This window comes from Methylobacter sp. S3L5C, from assembly GCF_022788635.1.
Taxonomy (GTDB): Bacteria; Pseudomonadota; Gammaproteobacteria; order Methylococcales; family Methylomonadaceae; genus Methylobacter_C.
In genome coordinates this window covers 1,689,649-1,704,743 of sequence record NZ_CP076024.1, presented here as the reverse complement: position 1 = coordinate 1,704,743, position 15,095 = coordinate 1,689,649, and the positions used below count along the sequence as shown (strand labels likewise).

At 42.9% G+C, this 15,095-nt stretch carries 14 protein-coding genes; 11 read left to right on the top strand and 3 right to left on the bottom strand.

Features of this window, described 5'->3' with window-relative positions:
- Positions 1 to 69: 69 nt before the first annotated feature.
- From KKZ03_RS07850 to KKZ03_RS07840, 3 genes are all read right to left on the bottom strand, one after another.
- The gene (locus KKZ03_RS07850) at positions 70 to 357 is read right to left on the bottom strand and encodes a hypothetical protein (RefSeq protein ID WP_243220959.1); all 288 of its coding nucleotides are present in this window, start codon (positions 355 to 357) and stop codon (positions 70 to 72) included.
- A 200-nt stretch (positions 358 to 557) separates the two neighbouring features.
- Complete coding sequence (locus KKZ03_RS07845; RefSeq protein ID WP_243220958.1) at positions 558 to 1,517, bottom strand: cytochrome D1 domain-containing protein; 960 nt, start codon at positions 1,515 to 1,517, stop codon at positions 558 to 560.
- A 10-nt stretch (positions 1,518 to 1,527) separates the two neighbouring features.
- The gene (locus KKZ03_RS07840; protein ID WP_243220957.1) at positions 1,528 to 2,091 is read right to left on the bottom strand and encodes an SRPBCC family protein; all 564 of its coding nucleotides are present in this window, start codon (positions 2,089 to 2,091) and stop codon (positions 1,528 to 1,530) included.
- Positions 2,092 to 2,693: 602 nt separating this feature from the next.
- Here KKZ03_RS07840 and hrcA point away from each other — a divergent pair.
- From hrcA to cysW, 11 genes are all read left to right on the top strand, one after another.
- Positions 2,694 to 3,746, top strand: a complete 1,053-nt coding sequence (hrcA, locus tag KKZ03_RS07835; protein ID WP_371744890.1) for a heat-inducible transcriptional repressor HrcA — start codon at positions 2,694 to 2,696, stop codon at positions 3,744 to 3,746.
- A gap of 61 nt (positions 3,747 to 3,807) precedes the next feature.
- Complete coding sequence (gene grpE / locus KKZ03_RS07830) at positions 3,808 to 4,410, top strand: nucleotide exchange factor GrpE (protein ID WP_243220955.1); 603 nt, start codon at positions 3,808 to 3,810, stop codon at positions 4,408 to 4,410.
- Positions 4,411 to 4,481: 71 nt separating this feature from the next.
- Entirely contained in the window at positions 4,482 to 6,407 is a 1,926-nt protein-coding gene (dnaK, locus tag KKZ03_RS07825) for a molecular chaperone DnaK (RefSeq protein WP_243220954.1), read from the top strand.
- 289 nt (positions 6,408 to 6,696) lie between these two features.
- Positions 6,697 to 7,827 carry a molecular chaperone DnaJ gene (gene dnaJ, locus KKZ03_RS07820; RefSeq protein WP_243220953.1) on the top strand — a complete coding sequence of 377 codons (1,131 nt, stop codon included), beginning with the start codon at positions 6,697 to 6,699 and terminating at the stop codon, positions 7,825 to 7,827.
- Between the two features lie 3 nt (positions 7,828 to 7,830).
- Positions 7,831 to 8,634, top strand: a complete 804-nt coding sequence (dapB, locus tag KKZ03_RS07815) for a 4-hydroxy-tetrahydrodipicolinate reductase (protein WP_243220952.1) — start codon at positions 7,831 to 7,833, stop codon at positions 8,632 to 8,634.
- Between the two features lie 373 nt (positions 8,635 to 9,007).
- Complete coding sequence (locus KKZ03_RS07810; protein WP_243220951.1) at positions 9,008 to 9,178, top strand: DUF2292 domain-containing protein; 171 nt, start codon at positions 9,008 to 9,010, stop codon at positions 9,176 to 9,178.
- Positions 9,179 to 9,296: 118 nt separating this feature from the next.
- On the top strand, positions 9,297 to 10,856 hold the full coding sequence (locus tag KKZ03_RS07805) for a porin (protein WP_243220950.1): 1,560 nt from the start codon (positions 9,297 to 9,299) through the stop codon (positions 10,854 to 10,856).
- 25 nt (positions 10,857 to 10,881) lie between these two features.
- Complete coding sequence (locus KKZ03_RS07800; RefSeq protein ID WP_243220949.1) at positions 10,882 to 11,892, top strand: sulfate ABC transporter substrate-binding protein; 1,011 nt, start codon at positions 10,882 to 10,884, stop codon at positions 11,890 to 11,892.
- A gap of 144 nt (positions 11,893 to 12,036) precedes the next feature.
- Positions 12,037 to 13,074: a sulfate ABC transporter substrate-binding protein gene (locus KKZ03_RS07795; RefSeq protein WP_243220948.1), complete on the top strand. Its 1,038-nt coding sequence runs from the start codon at positions 12,037 to 12,039 to the stop codon at positions 13,072 to 13,074.
- 259 nt (positions 13,075 to 13,333) lie between these two features.
- Positions 13,334 to 14,161: a sulfate ABC transporter permease subunit CysT gene (gene cysT / locus KKZ03_RS07790; protein ID WP_243220947.1), complete on the top strand. Its 828-nt coding sequence runs from the start codon at positions 13,334 to 13,336 to the stop codon at positions 14,159 to 14,161.
- A gap of 13 nt (positions 14,162 to 14,174) precedes the next feature.
- Complete coding sequence (gene cysW, locus KKZ03_RS07785) at positions 14,175 to 15,041, top strand: sulfate ABC transporter permease subunit CysW (RefSeq protein ID WP_243220946.1); 867 nt, start codon at positions 14,175 to 14,177, stop codon at positions 15,039 to 15,041.
- Positions 15,042 to 15,095 lie beyond the last annotated feature (54 nt).

Sequence of the window (15,095 nt, the reverse complement as noted above, 5' to 3'; positions counted from 1 at the left end):
TAAAAAACTCGTTCGGCAGTTACCACTGACTAACTTTAAAGATTTATCAGAACATGGTTCCTATACTGATCAGTCGATATTTATCCATTCTTCCAGTGCCGCAATGATGCTTTTTGCCTGATCTTTACTGGAGATATTAAACTTTGATTTTTGCTGGTATTCACCATTGCGTTTTTGATAGCGACGAATGGTATATTTATCGGGACCGTATTCTTCTTTGGCACGATTCCAGTCCTGATAACGATACATAACCGTAGCCCACGCACCTTTGGTCAGTACTTTTTTATCCAGCTCTTTAACTGTCTCTATCCCACCATCTTCGTACGTTACCGTCAATTCATCTACAGTTTCAGCCATTTTATTCTCAAATAATCAATGTTTAATTAGGGGCTTATCACAACGGCCCAATGCGCAAATCCATTACTGTTACACAAATGACTGAAAGCCGGTTTGTGACTACAGTTTTCTTCTTTGATCGACTAAAGTCAACCCGGCAAACGCTTAAATTTAATGTTAACGACTTTTACCTTGCCTACAAAGCGTAACCGAAACCCAAGCTATTTACCAAAAAACTGCCCAAAGGCTCGACTACCTTCGCCGGTTTTAATGGTATTAACGATTTTAAGGGTCTGGGCATCAATCACCGATACGGTACTATCAAACCAATTGGCAACATAAACATGCCTATCATCAGGATGCGTATTAATACCCTCAGGTTTATCACCGACTTCAATCAAGCCGATTTCTTTTAACGTTTCGGTATCAATAACCGACACAGAGCCGTCATCCTGATTAGTCACAAATAAACGACTATCATTAAGCGCCAATGCGGCCGCATAAGGCAGCATATTAACTTTTATGGTGGCAATAGCTAACATGCGCCTGGTTTCCAAAACGGTTACATCGTCACTTTTTACATTGGCGACATAAATACGTTCGCCTCTGGCATCAATGGTCAGCCCAAAAGGATGCGTACCCACTGCCGTGGTTTTGCTGATAGTAAGATTATTAAGGTCAATTTTAGAAACCGAGTTACTTAGCCGGTTAGCGACATACAACCAACGATTGTCAGGACTAACCACCAAACCTGATGGCGAATCACCCACGGGAATGTTTTTAATGATGTTGAAACTGTCGGCATCAATAACATCAACACTGTTGTTGTACCAATCTGCTACATAAATACGCTTGCCATCAGCAGCGACAGCAATACCTAATGCACCGTCACTTACAACAACCTTGGCAATAACTTCGCGTTTTTTTACATCTATAACGGCGAAACCATGAGCTTCCGGAGTACTAACATAGACTTTATCTCCGGCAGGAGCAACGGCAACGCCGGCAGGCTTCCCGGACACACTGATCGTATCGACTACCTTGCCCTGCTCAGTATCAATAATGGAAACAGTATCGTCCAGTTGATTGGTAATATAAGCAAAAGGAGTCGCTGAAAGTGGCGTGCTAAAAAAGGCGGTAGCGATAACTATCGCTACCGCTTGATAATTCACAACAAACACTCGATAACCCTTACTTTTCAGCCAAGGCTTTCAAGTTGGCCAAGCCTTCTTTTAAAATTGCAGTCACTGCTTCGTTAGCAGTCGTTTCGTTCATTTCTGCAGGTGGATTATTGTTTGTATAAGCACGGTAATAACCGGCAGTCCAGGAAACGACAGAAGTATCGCCTTTAGCTTCTATATCAATACTTGCCGAGTAGTTATCTACCGGCAATACCGGTACATTTTCTTCAGCACCGGCATGAGTGATTGTTTTTGCAGTACTCATTTCGGTAATTTTGTAAGCATAAGACATTTTTGTCTCATCGTATTTTTTCAGCTCTTCCTTAATAGTACCACCCTCTTTTAAAGTCAGAACACGAGTAGCACCTTTTGTGTTACCACCCTCTGCCTTTGTTCCAGCTATACTGGGACTCCAGGACATATCCCCAAAATCTTTAATAAGAGCCCATACTTTTTCAGCCGGCGCATTGATGGTAATTTGTTCCTCAGCTTTTTGACGTACAGGACCATGTGCATTGGCAATCGCCGTAAACAAGAACAGTGCAACTGATGTAATTAGGGTAAATTTCTTCATAGTAACTCCTGGTTGTGAATATAAATGGTAAGGCATGAATATTTATTAGTTTGGGTCATTCATACTCAGCATAGTTTATGCCGAGATACAAAGTATGGGGATAAAACATTTGATACTCAGCCTGTTCTTGACACATTACTCTTATGCTCAAGTTATTAAAAGTTTATGCCCAACTTGGATATTATATGTCAACTGAGTATCCCAAGCATTAATTGGCGTACTTAAAAATTTAATATCCTGCGTGATTGAATCAATTTATCCATTGACCAACGCACACTTGGGCATATTTATTACGGGGTATTTTATGGGAGCATTTAAGTATGACATTCCCACACTACCTGTTCATTTAGCCAACCAACTATTAATTTTGTAGTGTCAATAATGAACTTACTTTTTTACACCTACCAAAAGCCTAATCGTTTAAGGTACCAATAGCGGCAATCCTGAACCCTTCAACCAAGCCAGAGAAGATTCGATAAAGGATGAATTTACTTTCATTACCACATATCGGTTCCTGCCCTTTGTTGACAATGACCTGGTGAACTGATATTTTTCAGGATTATCACTCACGCGTTGGCTTTATAGAGGTATAGGTGAGTAAGATTACTCGGGATTTAAACGAACGGTCGTTGCAATTATTAAAAACACTGGTTAAACGCTATATCAATGATGGACAGCCTGTCGGTTCCAGAGTGTTATCAACAGATTCGGAGTTAAATTTAAGCTCTGCGACCATTCGTAATGTCATGGCCGATCTGGAAGATTTGGGCTTGATACATTCACCACATACGTCAGCGGGACGCGTACCTACCGTTAGTGGCTATCGCTTGTTTGTTGACAGCTTGCTAATCATTAAGCCGTTAGACATTAAAGAATTGACCAGACTGTACGAGGGATTGTCGAAAAAAGAAGACACCAGTAACATGATTGGGGCTGCATCACGGTTAATTGCAGACTTAACCAAAATGGCCGGGGTAGTGACTTTACCAAAAAGAGAATTAGTCTGCTTGCGACATATTGAATTTTTACCTTTATCGCATAAACGCGTACTGGTTATTTTTGTCACTAATGAACAAGAAGTTCATAACAAAGTTATTCATACCGACAAGCTGTTTAGCGCGGCAGAACTACAACAAGCTGGCGCATATCTTGGTTCAATTTATGGTGGTCACAGCCTGACGGCTGTTCGTTCTGCCGTTTTAAAAGAACTGCAAGATGATCAGGAACGCATGAATCAGGCGATGCTCGATGCGATAAAAATGGCACAATTGACGTTTCAATCCGACAACCCTGAAAAAAATGATTATGTACTAACCGGAGAAACCAATTTAATGGGCTTTTCCGAGTTATCAGGCCGAGATCATTTAAAAAAATTGTTTGAAGCATTTAGTCAAAAACAGGATGTTATTCATCTTCTGGACCAATCCATGAAAACGGAAGGTGTGCAGATTTTTATAGGCGAAGAATCCGGTTGCCAGGCATTTGACCATTGTAGCCTGGTTACTTCTTCTTATTCTGTTGATGATGAAGTAGTTGGTGTACTTGGTGTTATTGGACCAACACGCATGGCTTATGAAAAAATCATCCCGTTTGTTGATATTACCGCAAAAATATTGGGTGCAGCCTTGAATCCAAAAACATCGACCCCATCATAGATAGCAATATTTCTTTGTGCGTTTAAGCACGTTATTACAACTATTTTAAGGAACTTAAAAGATGAGTATTGATCAGGAAACACCTGAATCACAGATTGATGTTGAAGCCAAGACTACCGATGAAGAGCAAGTACACACTGAAGTCGGTGAGCATGAATACACCATTGAAGAGCTGAAACAAGAACTGGAAGAAGCCAAACAAAAAGCGCATGAGTCTTGGGATAAAGCCGTTCGCAGCCAGGCAGAAATGGAAAATCTGAGAAGAAGAACTCAAAAGGATCTGGAAGATGCTCATAAATTTGCCTTAACCAGTTTTGGCAAAGCATTACTACCCGTATTTGACAGCCTGGTTTTGGGCCTGCAAGCGGCAACAGGCGATAGCGAGGACGTAAAAAAATTCAGAGAAGGCAGTGACTTAACGATTAAGCAGTTTGAAGCCTTGTTTGAAAAATTTAACATCGTTGCCATTGATCCTTTGGGACAACCCTTCAACGCCGAACAACATCAAGCGATGATGATGCAGGAAATAGAAGGTGCAGAACCTAATACCGTTGTTAACGTGTTTCAAAAAGGTTATGTCCTGAATGGACGTTTACTGCGACCCGCCATGGTTGTTGTGGCAAAAGCACCAGAAAAACCATCCGAAGATAATGCACAGGCTTGAACACCATAAAACAGCCCCCATATCGACAATAACTTTTACATTTTTTATACAAATTCAGTCTGGAGCATTCAATGGCTAAAATAATTGGCATAGATTTAGGAACAACCAACTCATGTGTTGCTGTGTTGGAAAACGGCGTTGCAAAAGTAATTGAAAACAGTGAAGGAGCACGTACTACACCATCCATTATTGCTTTTAGTAGTGATGATGAAGTGTTGGTAGGACAATCAGCAAAACGCCAGGCAGTCACCAATCCAAAAAACACACTATTTGCAATTAAACGCTTGATCGGTCGTCGTTTTAAAGATGATGTCGTACAAAAAGATATCAAAATGGTGCCTTACTCAATCGTCGAAGCAGAAAACGGGGATGCATGGGTAGAAGTACATGGCAAAAAAATGGCCTCGCCAGAAATTTCAGCCCGTATTTTGATGAAGTTGAAAAAAGATGCGGAAGCTTATTTAGGCGAACCAGTAACCGAAGCGGTTATTACTGTTCCGGCTTATTTTAACGATTCACAACGTCAGGCAACCAAAGATGCCGGTCGTATTGCAGGTTTGGAAGTTAGACGTATTATTAACGAACCCACTGCATCGGCATTGGCATTCGGCATGGACAAACCTAAAGGCGACACCAAAATTGCTGTCTATGACTTGGGTGGCGGTACTTTTGATATATCCATCATTGAAATTGCCGAAATTGATGGTGAGCATCAATTTGAAGTATTATCAACTAATGGCGATACTTTCCTGGGTGGTGAAGACTTTGACTCAAGAATTATCGAGTTTCTTGCCGCTGAATTTAAAAAAGAAAGTGGCGTAGATGTACACAACGATCCATTGGCTCTGCAACGTTTAAAAGAAGCGGCAGAAAAAGCCAAGATCGAATTATCGTCAAGCCAACAAACCGATGTTAACTTGCCTTACATTACTGCGGATGCCTCTGGCCCCAAGCATTTAAATGTTAAGTTGACTCGCGCCAAGTTGGAATCTTTGGTTGAAGAACTGATTAATCGTACTAAAGGCCCTTGCGAAATGGCGCTGAAAGATGCCGGTCTTAAAGCATCGGAAATCAATGATGTGATTTTGGTGGGCGGCCAAACCCGTATGCCTAAAGTACAGGAAATGGTTAAAAGTATTTTTGGTCAAGATCCCCGGAAAGACGTTAATCCCGATGAAGCAGTTGCTTTAGGCGCGGCGATTCAGGCTGGTGTTTTGTCAGGTGATGTTAAGGATGTCTTGTTACTGGACGTTATTCCGTTGTCTCTGGGTATCGAAACAATGGGCGGCATTTTAACCAAGTTGATTGAAAAAAACACCACCATTCCAACCAATGCAGCACAAGTATTTTCTACAGCTGATGACAATCAAACTGCCGTCACTATTCATGTATTGCAAGGTGAACGTGAAAAAGCCTCGGCTAATAAATCACTGGGCCGTTTCGATTTAGCGGACATCCCACCAGCATCACGTGGCGTTCCACAAATTGAAGTGTCTTTTGATATTGATGCCAACGGCATTTTAAACGTATCGGCCAAAGACAAGGCAACCGGTAAAAAACAATCGATTATTATTAAAGCCTCCAGTGGTTTGTCAGATGATGAAGTTGATCGTATGATTAAAGATGCTGAAGCCCATGCTGATGAAGATCGCAAGTTGACTGAATTAGTTCATGCCCGTAATCATGCGGATGGAATGATTCATGCCACTGAAAAGTCTTTAAAAGAATTGGCTGACCAAGTTGGCACTGAGGAAAAAACCAGCATTGAACATGCGATTGAAGCACTAAAAGAAGCAGTTAAAGGTGATGATAAAGAGGCCATTGAAGCTAAAACCAATGACTTAACTGAATTATCAGGTAAACTGGCTGAACGCGTTTATGCACAAAAAGCCGGCGCTGAAGGCGGCGAAGCTCATCATGATAGCGCTTCTGCACATCATAACGAAGCGGATGACAGTGTGGTTGATGCTGAATTTGAAGAAGTCAAAAAAGACTAACACAATCCGGCTGTATTAATTCTCCTTCATTTTTGAGAGACGAATTGAAATAAAGTGCAGGTTGAGATGGAGATATCCGTCTCAACCTGCTTTTTACATAAAGCATCAAGGAAAGATGCCTGATAATTTGGCTGGATAGCTAAGTTATTACTTTAATTCTTATGTTATTGCCCGCCTTTTTGGAGGCAATACACATTAAAACTATTCCGCGCTTTTTTGGTATGCGGCTTTTAATAACCTTGCAGCAATGCTTAATCTCCTGAGCAGTTTTTCAGGAGCGGATTGGAAAATGGCAACAAAAGAAGATTTTTACAAACTGCTCAACGTTGATAGAAACGCCAGCGATGCGGAGATAAAAAAAAGCTATCGCACTATGGCAATGAAGTTTCACCCTGACAGAAACGCTGACAATCCACAAGCGGCTGAAGTTAAGTTCAAGCAAATCAAAGAAGCTTACGAAATTTTATCAGACCCTAAAAAACGTTCTGCTTATGACCAGTTTGGTCATGCCGGTGTTGATCCCTCTATGGGTGGTCGTCCTGGTGGCAATGAAGGTTTCAGTGATATATTCGGTGATGTCTTTGGCGATATTTTTGGCGGCGGCAGACAACAACGCAGCAATGTCCAACGCGGCTCTGATTTACGCTATAACTTGGAGTTAACGCTGGAAGAAGCCGTTGCTGGAACCGAAACCAAAATTCGTATTCCTGTACTGGTTGGCTGCACCGAATGTAAAGGCTCGGGAGCAAAAAAAGGCTCAAGCCCTGTTATCTGCACCACCTGTCATGGCCATGGTCAAGTCAGGATGCAGCAAGGTTTCTTTTCTGTGCAGCAAGCTTGCCCTACGTGTCGTGGAACGGGCAAACAAATTAAAGATCCCTGCGGCAAATGTAATGGTCAGGGACGTATTCAGGAAACCAAAACCTTGTCGGCAAAAATTCCTGCCGGTGTCGATACCGGTGATCGGATACGCCTGACTGGAGAAGGCGAAGCCGGAGAGCGTGGCGGTCCCTCGGGTGATCTTTATATTGAAATCCGGGTAAAAGAGCATGATATTTTCACTCGTGATGGTGCCAACTTATATTGCGAAGTACCCATTAATTTCGCTACCGCCTGCTTGGGTGATGTCATACAAGTACCTACTTTGGATGGTGAAGTAAAACTAACCATCCCGCCTGAAACACAAACCGGAAAATCGTTCAGGTTACGCGGCAAAGGTGTTAAACAAGTCAGGGGTGGTGCCGTCGGTGATTTACTGTGTAAGGTAAAAATCGAAACGCCGGTTCAGTTAACAAAAGAACAGAAAGCACTGATTGAAAAACTGGGAGAATCATTATCCAGCGGTGGCAAGCAGCATAGTCCTCAGGAACACTCGTGGATTGCCGGTGTAAAAAGCTTTTTTGATAAATTAACAGGATAAGTCATGATACGTATTGCGGTAGTCGGCGCATCCGGTCGCATGGGTTTATCCTTAATAAAAGCAGCAGCACTGGCTGATAAAACCGCATTAGCCGTTGCGGTTTCACGTCCAGGTAGTGATGCAATCGGTAAAGATGCCGGTGAATTAGCCGGCATTCAGACATTGGCTGTAAAAGTAGTCGATGATTTGGCTTCTGTTATTGATCAGTTTGATATCCTAATTGATTTTACCCGTCCCGATGCGTCAATGGCATTTATAGAAGAATGTCGACAGGCCGGCAAAAAAATAGTCATTGGCACGACCGGTTACAGCGATGCGCAAAAAGCGGTGATTGCCGAGGCTGCCAAAGATGTGGCGATAGTCATTGCACCCAACATGAGCGTTGGCGTTAACTTGGCGCTAAAATTGTTGGAAATGACTGCTAAAGTCATGGGTGACTATACCGATATTGAAATAATTGAAGCTCACCACCGTCACAAAGTCGATGCACCGTCGGGTACGGCATTACGGATGGGCGAAGTCATTGCCGATGCATTGGGACGTGATTTAAAAGATTGTGCCATTTACGGCAGAGAGGGTAATACCGGCGAACGCGACAGAAAAACTATTGGTTTTTCAACCATTCGCGCCGGTGATATCGTCGGTGAACATACAGTTATGTTTGCAGATGACGGTGAACGGGTGGAAATCACCCATAAAGCCACCAGTCGCATGACATTTGCCAATGGCGCAGTCAGGGCTGCGGTCTGGCTAAAAGACAAGCACAACGGACTTTATGATATGCAAGATGTTTTGGAACTTTCGTAAACTGGTTTCATACGAATCTACTATTTTTGTTGTAATCGATATTTGTCTTAATTACTAATTCGCTATACCAGCCAAAACAAAAAACCTCGTTTGGATTTTTCCAAACGAGGTTTTTTTTGCTTCTTTTTTTGTAAAAATCCGGTAGCTGATGATTTTATCCGCTTGGCGATAAAATATTACATCGATAAAAACCGTATATAAAAACTCAACAATAGTTACCTATCGCATATCTTTATCAGTTAATAAGATATACATATCAAAATACATCATTAAATATCTTACATTTTCACTGCTATAGTGCACCCAGCTTTTAAATACACTGAACGTCAATAACACGTTTATCTTCAATAGTAACAGGTTGTAGGGGCGCTATATGACTACCGATACAAAAAGACACAGTCAAGTAAAACTGAAGACTGAAATCGTCGATCAGATTGTCTCTGTTTTACAAGGAATCCAGTTTGGATCGGTTGAAATTATCATCCATGACGGCAAGGTTGTACAAATTGAACGTAAAGAAAAGCTACGCTTTGACACCAAATAAGTGCCTGAGTTAAATAATCAAATCCACTCTACCGTGAAAAAACGGCGAAAAACATTTTTCAAAGTGATAGCAGACTAACCGGATCACCGGAAGTTAAAACTCAAAACAGGACAAGAATATGAGCACCTTCCGACGCACAGCGATAGCCAGTGTCATTAATCTGGCTTTATTGGGCATTACCGATGCCCAAGCCACTGATACCGAAACTTTGGAAAAACGCATTCGCGAACTCGAACACCGTTTAGAAAAAATGGATCAGCTGGAAAGTCGCTTGGAAAAGCTGGATCAAGTGGGAACTTTATCAACGAAGCCGTCCGCATTACCTGCTGCAACAGCAGTTTCACCAGAAGTAGTCAAACTCACGCGTAAAGTGAATACCCTGGAACGAAAACTGGAAGTGCAGGATGAAGTTACTACCGGAGCCCTCCAAAAATTACCCGTATTTGATGTCGGTGAAAATGGTTTCAGAATTACTTCTTCGGACAAAAAACACCAGGTACGGATACGTGGAGCAGTTCAGGCGGATGGTCGTTACTTCGTTGACGATGACCATAATCTTAATACCACCTCATTTGACCTTAAACAAGCACGTGTCTGGTTGGAAGGCTATGTATTCAAGGATATCTACTACAAGATCATGCCCGATTTTGCAGCGAGTGGTAATATTTTACCGGATGCTTATATTGACTATGCCTACGATCCCGCAGTCAGTTTATTAGTGGGTAAATTTAAGCCCGCAATCAGTCTTGAACGTTTGCAGGGTGACTCCGATGGCACTTTTCTGGAACGTGCTTTCCCAACCTATTTGGCAAGTAACCGTGACGTAGGTATACAAGTCCATGGTGCCTTCGCCAAACCGGGTTATAGCGTAGAGAAAATACCAGGGCCTATAGACTCTAAAAACTTTTTCACCTATCAACTTGAAGTCGATAATGGCTCTGGCGACGACGGCAGCCCTAACTACAATGCCGGCGCGACCTTTGACAGTAAAGAATTTGTAGGGCGAGTGTTTGCACATCCATTTCAACACACCACGCCATGGCTGGAAGGACTGGGTATTGGTTTAGCCGGTACGGTAGGAGATCCTAGTAAACAGGCACTGAAGAACCAGGCAACGCCTATTGGTAGAACGACCTATCTGGATTATACCAAAGTTAACACCGGCTATGCTGCACCAACAGCTGATGGTGACAGGCACCGCATTTATCCTCAAACTTACTGGTATTCAGGCCCCTTTGGTGTGATGGGCGAATATGCAGTTTCGACTCAGCACCTCTCCAGCACAAAAGCTGGAAAAGCAATCAATATTGAGCAGGAAAATAAAGCCTGGCAGGTATTTGCTTCTTACGTGCTGACAGGTGAAGACAATACCTTTGGTTCGGTAAAACCTATTCAAAATTTTAGCCCGCTGGATGGTAAATGGGGAGCGTGGCAAATTGCCGCCCGTTGGTCCGAGATGAGTATTGACAAAAGTACCTTTCAGATCATTGATCCCAGTCAGGCAGCCAATCACGCTACTGCATGGGCACTGGGCATCAACTGGTATCTTAATGCCTATGCTTTGATTAGAGCCGATTATGAGCAGGTATCTTTTAATGGTGGAGCAGGAACTATAAAAAATGTAGCCGACCGTCCTACCGAACAAGTCTTTGCAACCCGATTTCAATTATCGTTTTAACAACCTTACCTAAGGAGTTTTATTTATGAGAAATAATTTTTTTAATCTGCTCTTTGCTGCTGTACTGAGTATTCTGGCAGTAGGCAATACCAACGCAGCTGAGGTAAAACTACTCAATGTGTCTTACGATCCAACTCGTGAATTATATAAAGAATACAACCCGGTATTCGCCAAATACTGGAAAGCCAAAACCGGCGATGACATCACCATCAATCAATCTCACGCGGGCTCCGGTAAACAGGCACGATCTGTACTGGAGGGACTGGAAGCCGATGTCGTGACTCTGGCACTTGGTTATGATGTTGATCAACTCTATCAAAAACGCAAACTGATCCCTGAAAACTGGCAAACTTTGCTGCCTAACAATAGCTCACCTTACACATCCACTATTGTATTTCTGGTACGCAAAGGCAATCCGCTGGCTATTAAGGATTGGAATGATATCGTCAAACCTGGCGTCAGTATCGTCACGCCAAATCCGAAAACCTCCGGTGGTGCACGCTGGAACTACTTGGCCGCCTGGGCTTATGCGCTTAAAACCAACAATAATGACGAAGCGGCAGCAAAAGAATTTGTTGGTAAATTGTTTAAAAATGCGGCCGTATTGGATACCGGTGCTCGTGGCTCAACCACCACTTTTATCGAGCGCGAAATTGGTGATGTATTGATTGCCTGGGAAAACGAAGCCTATCTGGCATTACGTGAATTCGGCGCAGACAAGTTTGAAATTATCACACCCTCATTGAGTATTCTGGCAGAGCCACCGGTAGCGGTTGTTGAAGATATAGCACGTAAACATGGCACTGTAGAAGTGGCGACAGAATACCTGACGTATTTATACAGCAAGGAAGGTCAGGAAATTATCGGCAAAAACTTTTATCGCCCCACAGATCCTGAAATAGCAGCCAAATATGCCAAACAATTTCAGCCGTTGCAGTTGGTTAAAATCGATGCATTCGGCGGCTGGGATGCCGCTCAGAAAAAGCATTTTTCTGATGATGGCGTATTTGACCAAATCTATGGGCCCGGCAAATAAGTCACGGTTTACCTATCACTGGTAAAACACAGGGTGAACAAGCGCTGAAATGCTTTGTTCACCCTGTCTTGTTTTGCTAAAGCGCTTTATCAAAAAATAGTGCGCTTATCAAAAACCAACTTACCCTTACCGGAATTTTTTCAAATGCAAAAAATGATACTTATAGATCTTTTTAATAAGCGGCTTATTCACCGCTCACTTTATCTATTGGGTTTACTAACGCTGACTTTTACAGGCACGATTAGCGCTAAGGAATACTCAATACTCAATGTCTCTTATGATGTTTCTCGAGAATTATATAAAGATATTAACGTCGCATTTTCCGATTACTGGCTAAAAAAAACCGGTGATAAAGTGAACATCCAGCAATCGCACGATGGTTCCAGCAAACAGGCAGCCGCTGTCATAGCTGGTCTGGAAGCAGATGTTGTCACGATGAACCAGGAAACCGATATCGACAAGATTGCGACCAAGGGCTTGATCAGCAAAGACTGGCTTACTAGGTTCCCTGATAACAGTGCGCCTTACACATCAACCACCGTATTTTTGGTGCGTAAAGGTAACCCTAAAAACATCAAGGATTGGGATGACCTGATTAAAGCCGACAATGCTGTTATCCTGTCCAATCCTAAAACTTCCGGCAATGCCCGCTACAGTTATTTAGCGGCATGGGGTTATGCCTTGCGCAAATCCGGCAGTGAAGAAAAAGCACGAGAATTTATTACTCAACTTTTCAAGCATGTACCGGTTTTAAATACCGGAGGACGCGCTGCAACCAATACCTTTATTCAGAATAATACCGGGGACGTATTGTTAACTTTTGAAAATGAAGCCTTCTTGATTGCCAAAGACTTGGGTGCCGATAAATTTGATGTTATTGTTCCGTCAACCAGCATAGAAGCAGAACATCCGGTTGCGATTATTAATCCGGTCGCCGCTAAAAAAGGCACACAAAAAGTGGCTGAAGCTTATCTTGAATTTCTCTGGACCGATGCCGGTCAGGAAATAATTGCCAAACATCATTATCGTCCACGCAATCCAGAAATTCTTGCCCGTCATGCCGACCAATTTGCACACCTGGAGTTATTTTCAATTAAGGATATTATTCCTGGTGGTTGGCCTGCCGCGCAACGGATTCACTTTGCTGATGGTGGGCTATTTGATCAAATTTATAGCCGATAATAAAACCAATATCCCGACAATCAGCTTAACCTTATCGGGCTAAAAATTGCCAGGTCATAAATACTGCCAATAACACGATGTATTTATGACGCTATAATCCGGGAAATAAGCTCTTAATCGAATAGAACCGTTGGGGCGACTACCATTACCCCGCCAGGAATTAACTTTTTGAGAACAACAATGAAAACAAGATTATCTATTGTCAATCAGGCGACATCGCCACTGACACAATGTACTCAATCAACAATGGAGATAGGTAATGTCACAAAGTAGTGTTATGCCGGGATTTCGTCCAACCATCGGATTTACCCTTCTCTATCTGGGTCTGGTCGTTTTAATACCGTTGAGCACGTTAGTGTTTAAAAGTTTTGAGCTGGATTGGAATGATTATGTCCATATCATTACCAACAAGCGCGTAATATCCTCTTTTCGCGTCAGCTTTTCCACTGCGCTGGTAGCCGCTCTCATCGCCAGCTTTTTTGGTTTTATTGTCGCCTGGGTGTTGGTACGTTATTCATTTGTAGGTAAACCTTTTTTTCACGCCTTGATTGACTTCCCTTTTGCCCTGCCAACGGCCGTCGCCGGTATTGTCCTCGCCACTATTTTCCAACCCAGTGGTTTTCTTGGCAAGTTACTGATAAATACACTTGGCGTACAGGTCGCTTTTAAACCCATGGGTATTGTGATGGCACTCATTTTTATCAGCATCCCGTTTGTCGTACGTACCGTCGAACCGGTATTGCTTGAATTTGAATCTTCCATGGAAGAAGCAGGCTCCAGTCTCGGAGCTACGCGCTGGCAAGTATTTACCAAAATTATTTTTCCAAATGTTTTCCCGGCCTTACTAACCGGCTTTGCCCTGGCTTTTGCCAGAGGCGTGGGTGAATATGGCTCTGTTATCTTTATTGCCGGCAATATTCCCTATATATCAGAAATAGTGCCATTGTTAATTGTTACCAAGTTGGAACAATTTGACATTCAAGGCGCTACGGCCATTGCCTTGACGATGCTGGTTATCTCTTTCGTAATGCTGTTATTGATTAACGTACTGCAATACTGGGTGCGTAAACGCTCCGGACAACTATAAGGATAATGTCAATATGAATGCCGTTACTCAACCCATAAATCCCGCTAAATTAGTTGCCCGCCAACAGCTGGCTTTACAAGATCCCGACTGGGTCAGATGGACTTTAATCGCTACCGCCATCGGTTTCATTAGTCTGTTTATATGCCTGCCGCTGGGTCTGGTTATTTTTCAGGCCTTCTCGAAAGGCGTCGAGGCTTATTGGTCGGCATTATCCCAGGATGACACAATAGCTGCCATCAATCTGACCCTGTTAACTGCATTGGTCACAGTCCCGTTAAACACGGTATTTGGCGTTACCGCCGCCTGGGCAATTACCCGTTTTGATTTTAAAGGTAAAAGCCTGTTAACCACATTGATCGATCTGCCGTTTTCAGTATCTCCGGTTATTTCGGGATTCATTTTTGTGCTGTTGTTTGGGGCAGAAGGCTGGTTTGGCGAATGGTTGATCGTCCATGATATAAAAATTATTTTTGCTGTACCTGGGATTATCCTGGCTACCTTGTTTATTACCTTTCCTTTCGTAGCGAGGCAATTGATTCCCCTCATGCAGGAGATGGGTAACCAGGAAGAAGAAGCTGCACTGTCATTAGGCGCGAGTGGTTGGCAAACTTTTTGGGCCGTTACCATACCCAATATTAAATGGGCTTTACTCTATGGCGTATTACTATGTAACGCCAGAGCGATGGGTGAATTTGGCGCAGTTTCCGTCGTTTCAGGTCATATTCGAGGCTTAACCAATACATTGCCCTTACATGTGGAAGTCAATTATAACGACTATGATGTCGTCGGTGCCTTTGCCAGTGCTTCAATTCTGGCAGGTTTGGCCATCGTTACCCTGATTTTAAAAACGGCCCTGGAATGGAAGCAGGGCAACCGATAAGTTCTCGGACAGCCTCCCAGGAACAAGACATTAATTTGGTAAGGTGATAGCCAA

What these genes read in the sequence shown, in the direction of transcription:
- KKZ03_RS07810 (WP_243220951.1), top strand. Translation starts at nt 9,008, where the DNA reads ATGACTACCGATACAAAAAGACACAGTCAAGTAAAACTGAAGACTGAA.
- KKZ03_RS07800 (WP_243220949.1), top strand. Translation starts at nt 10,882, where the DNA reads ATGAGAAATAATTTTTTTAATCTGCTCTTTGCTGCTGTACTGAGTATT.
- cysW (WP_243220946.1), top strand. Translation starts at nt 14,175, where the DNA reads ATGAATGCCGTTACTCAACCCATAAATCCCGCTAAATTAGTTGCCCGC.
- dnaK (WP_243220954.1), top strand. Translation starts at nt 4,482, where the DNA reads ATGGCTAAAATAATTGGCATAGATTTAGGAACAACCAACTCATGTGTT.
- KKZ03_RS07795 (WP_243220948.1), top strand. Translation starts at nt 12,037, where the DNA reads ATGCAAAAAATGATACTTATAGATCTTTTTAATAAGCGGCTTATTCAC.
- dapB (WP_243220952.1), top strand. Translation starts at nt 7,831, where the DNA reads ATGATACGTATTGCGGTAGTCGGCGCATCCGGTCGCATGGGTTTATCC.
- grpE (WP_243220955.1), top strand. Translation starts at nt 3,808, where the DNA reads ATGAGTATTGATCAGGAAACACCTGAATCACAGATTGATGTTGAAGCC.
- cysT (WP_243220947.1), top strand. Translation starts at nt 13,334, where the DNA reads ATGTCACAAAGTAGTGTTATGCCGGGATTTCGTCCAACCATCGGATTT.
- KKZ03_RS07850 (WP_243220959.1), bottom strand. Translation starts at nt 357, where the DNA reads ATGGCTGAAACTGTAGATGAATTGACGGTAACGTACGAAGATGGTGGG.
- KKZ03_RS07840 (WP_243220957.1), bottom strand. Translation starts at nt 2,091, where the DNA reads ATGAAGAAATTTACCCTAATTACATCAGTTGCACTGTTCTTGTTTACG.
- KKZ03_RS07805 (WP_243220950.1), top strand. Translation starts at nt 9,297, where the DNA reads ATGAGCACCTTCCGACGCACAGCGATAGCCAGTGTCATTAATCTGGCT.
- dnaJ (WP_243220953.1), top strand. Translation starts at nt 6,697, where the DNA reads ATGGCAACAAAAGAAGATTTTTACAAACTGCTCAACGTTGATAGAAAC.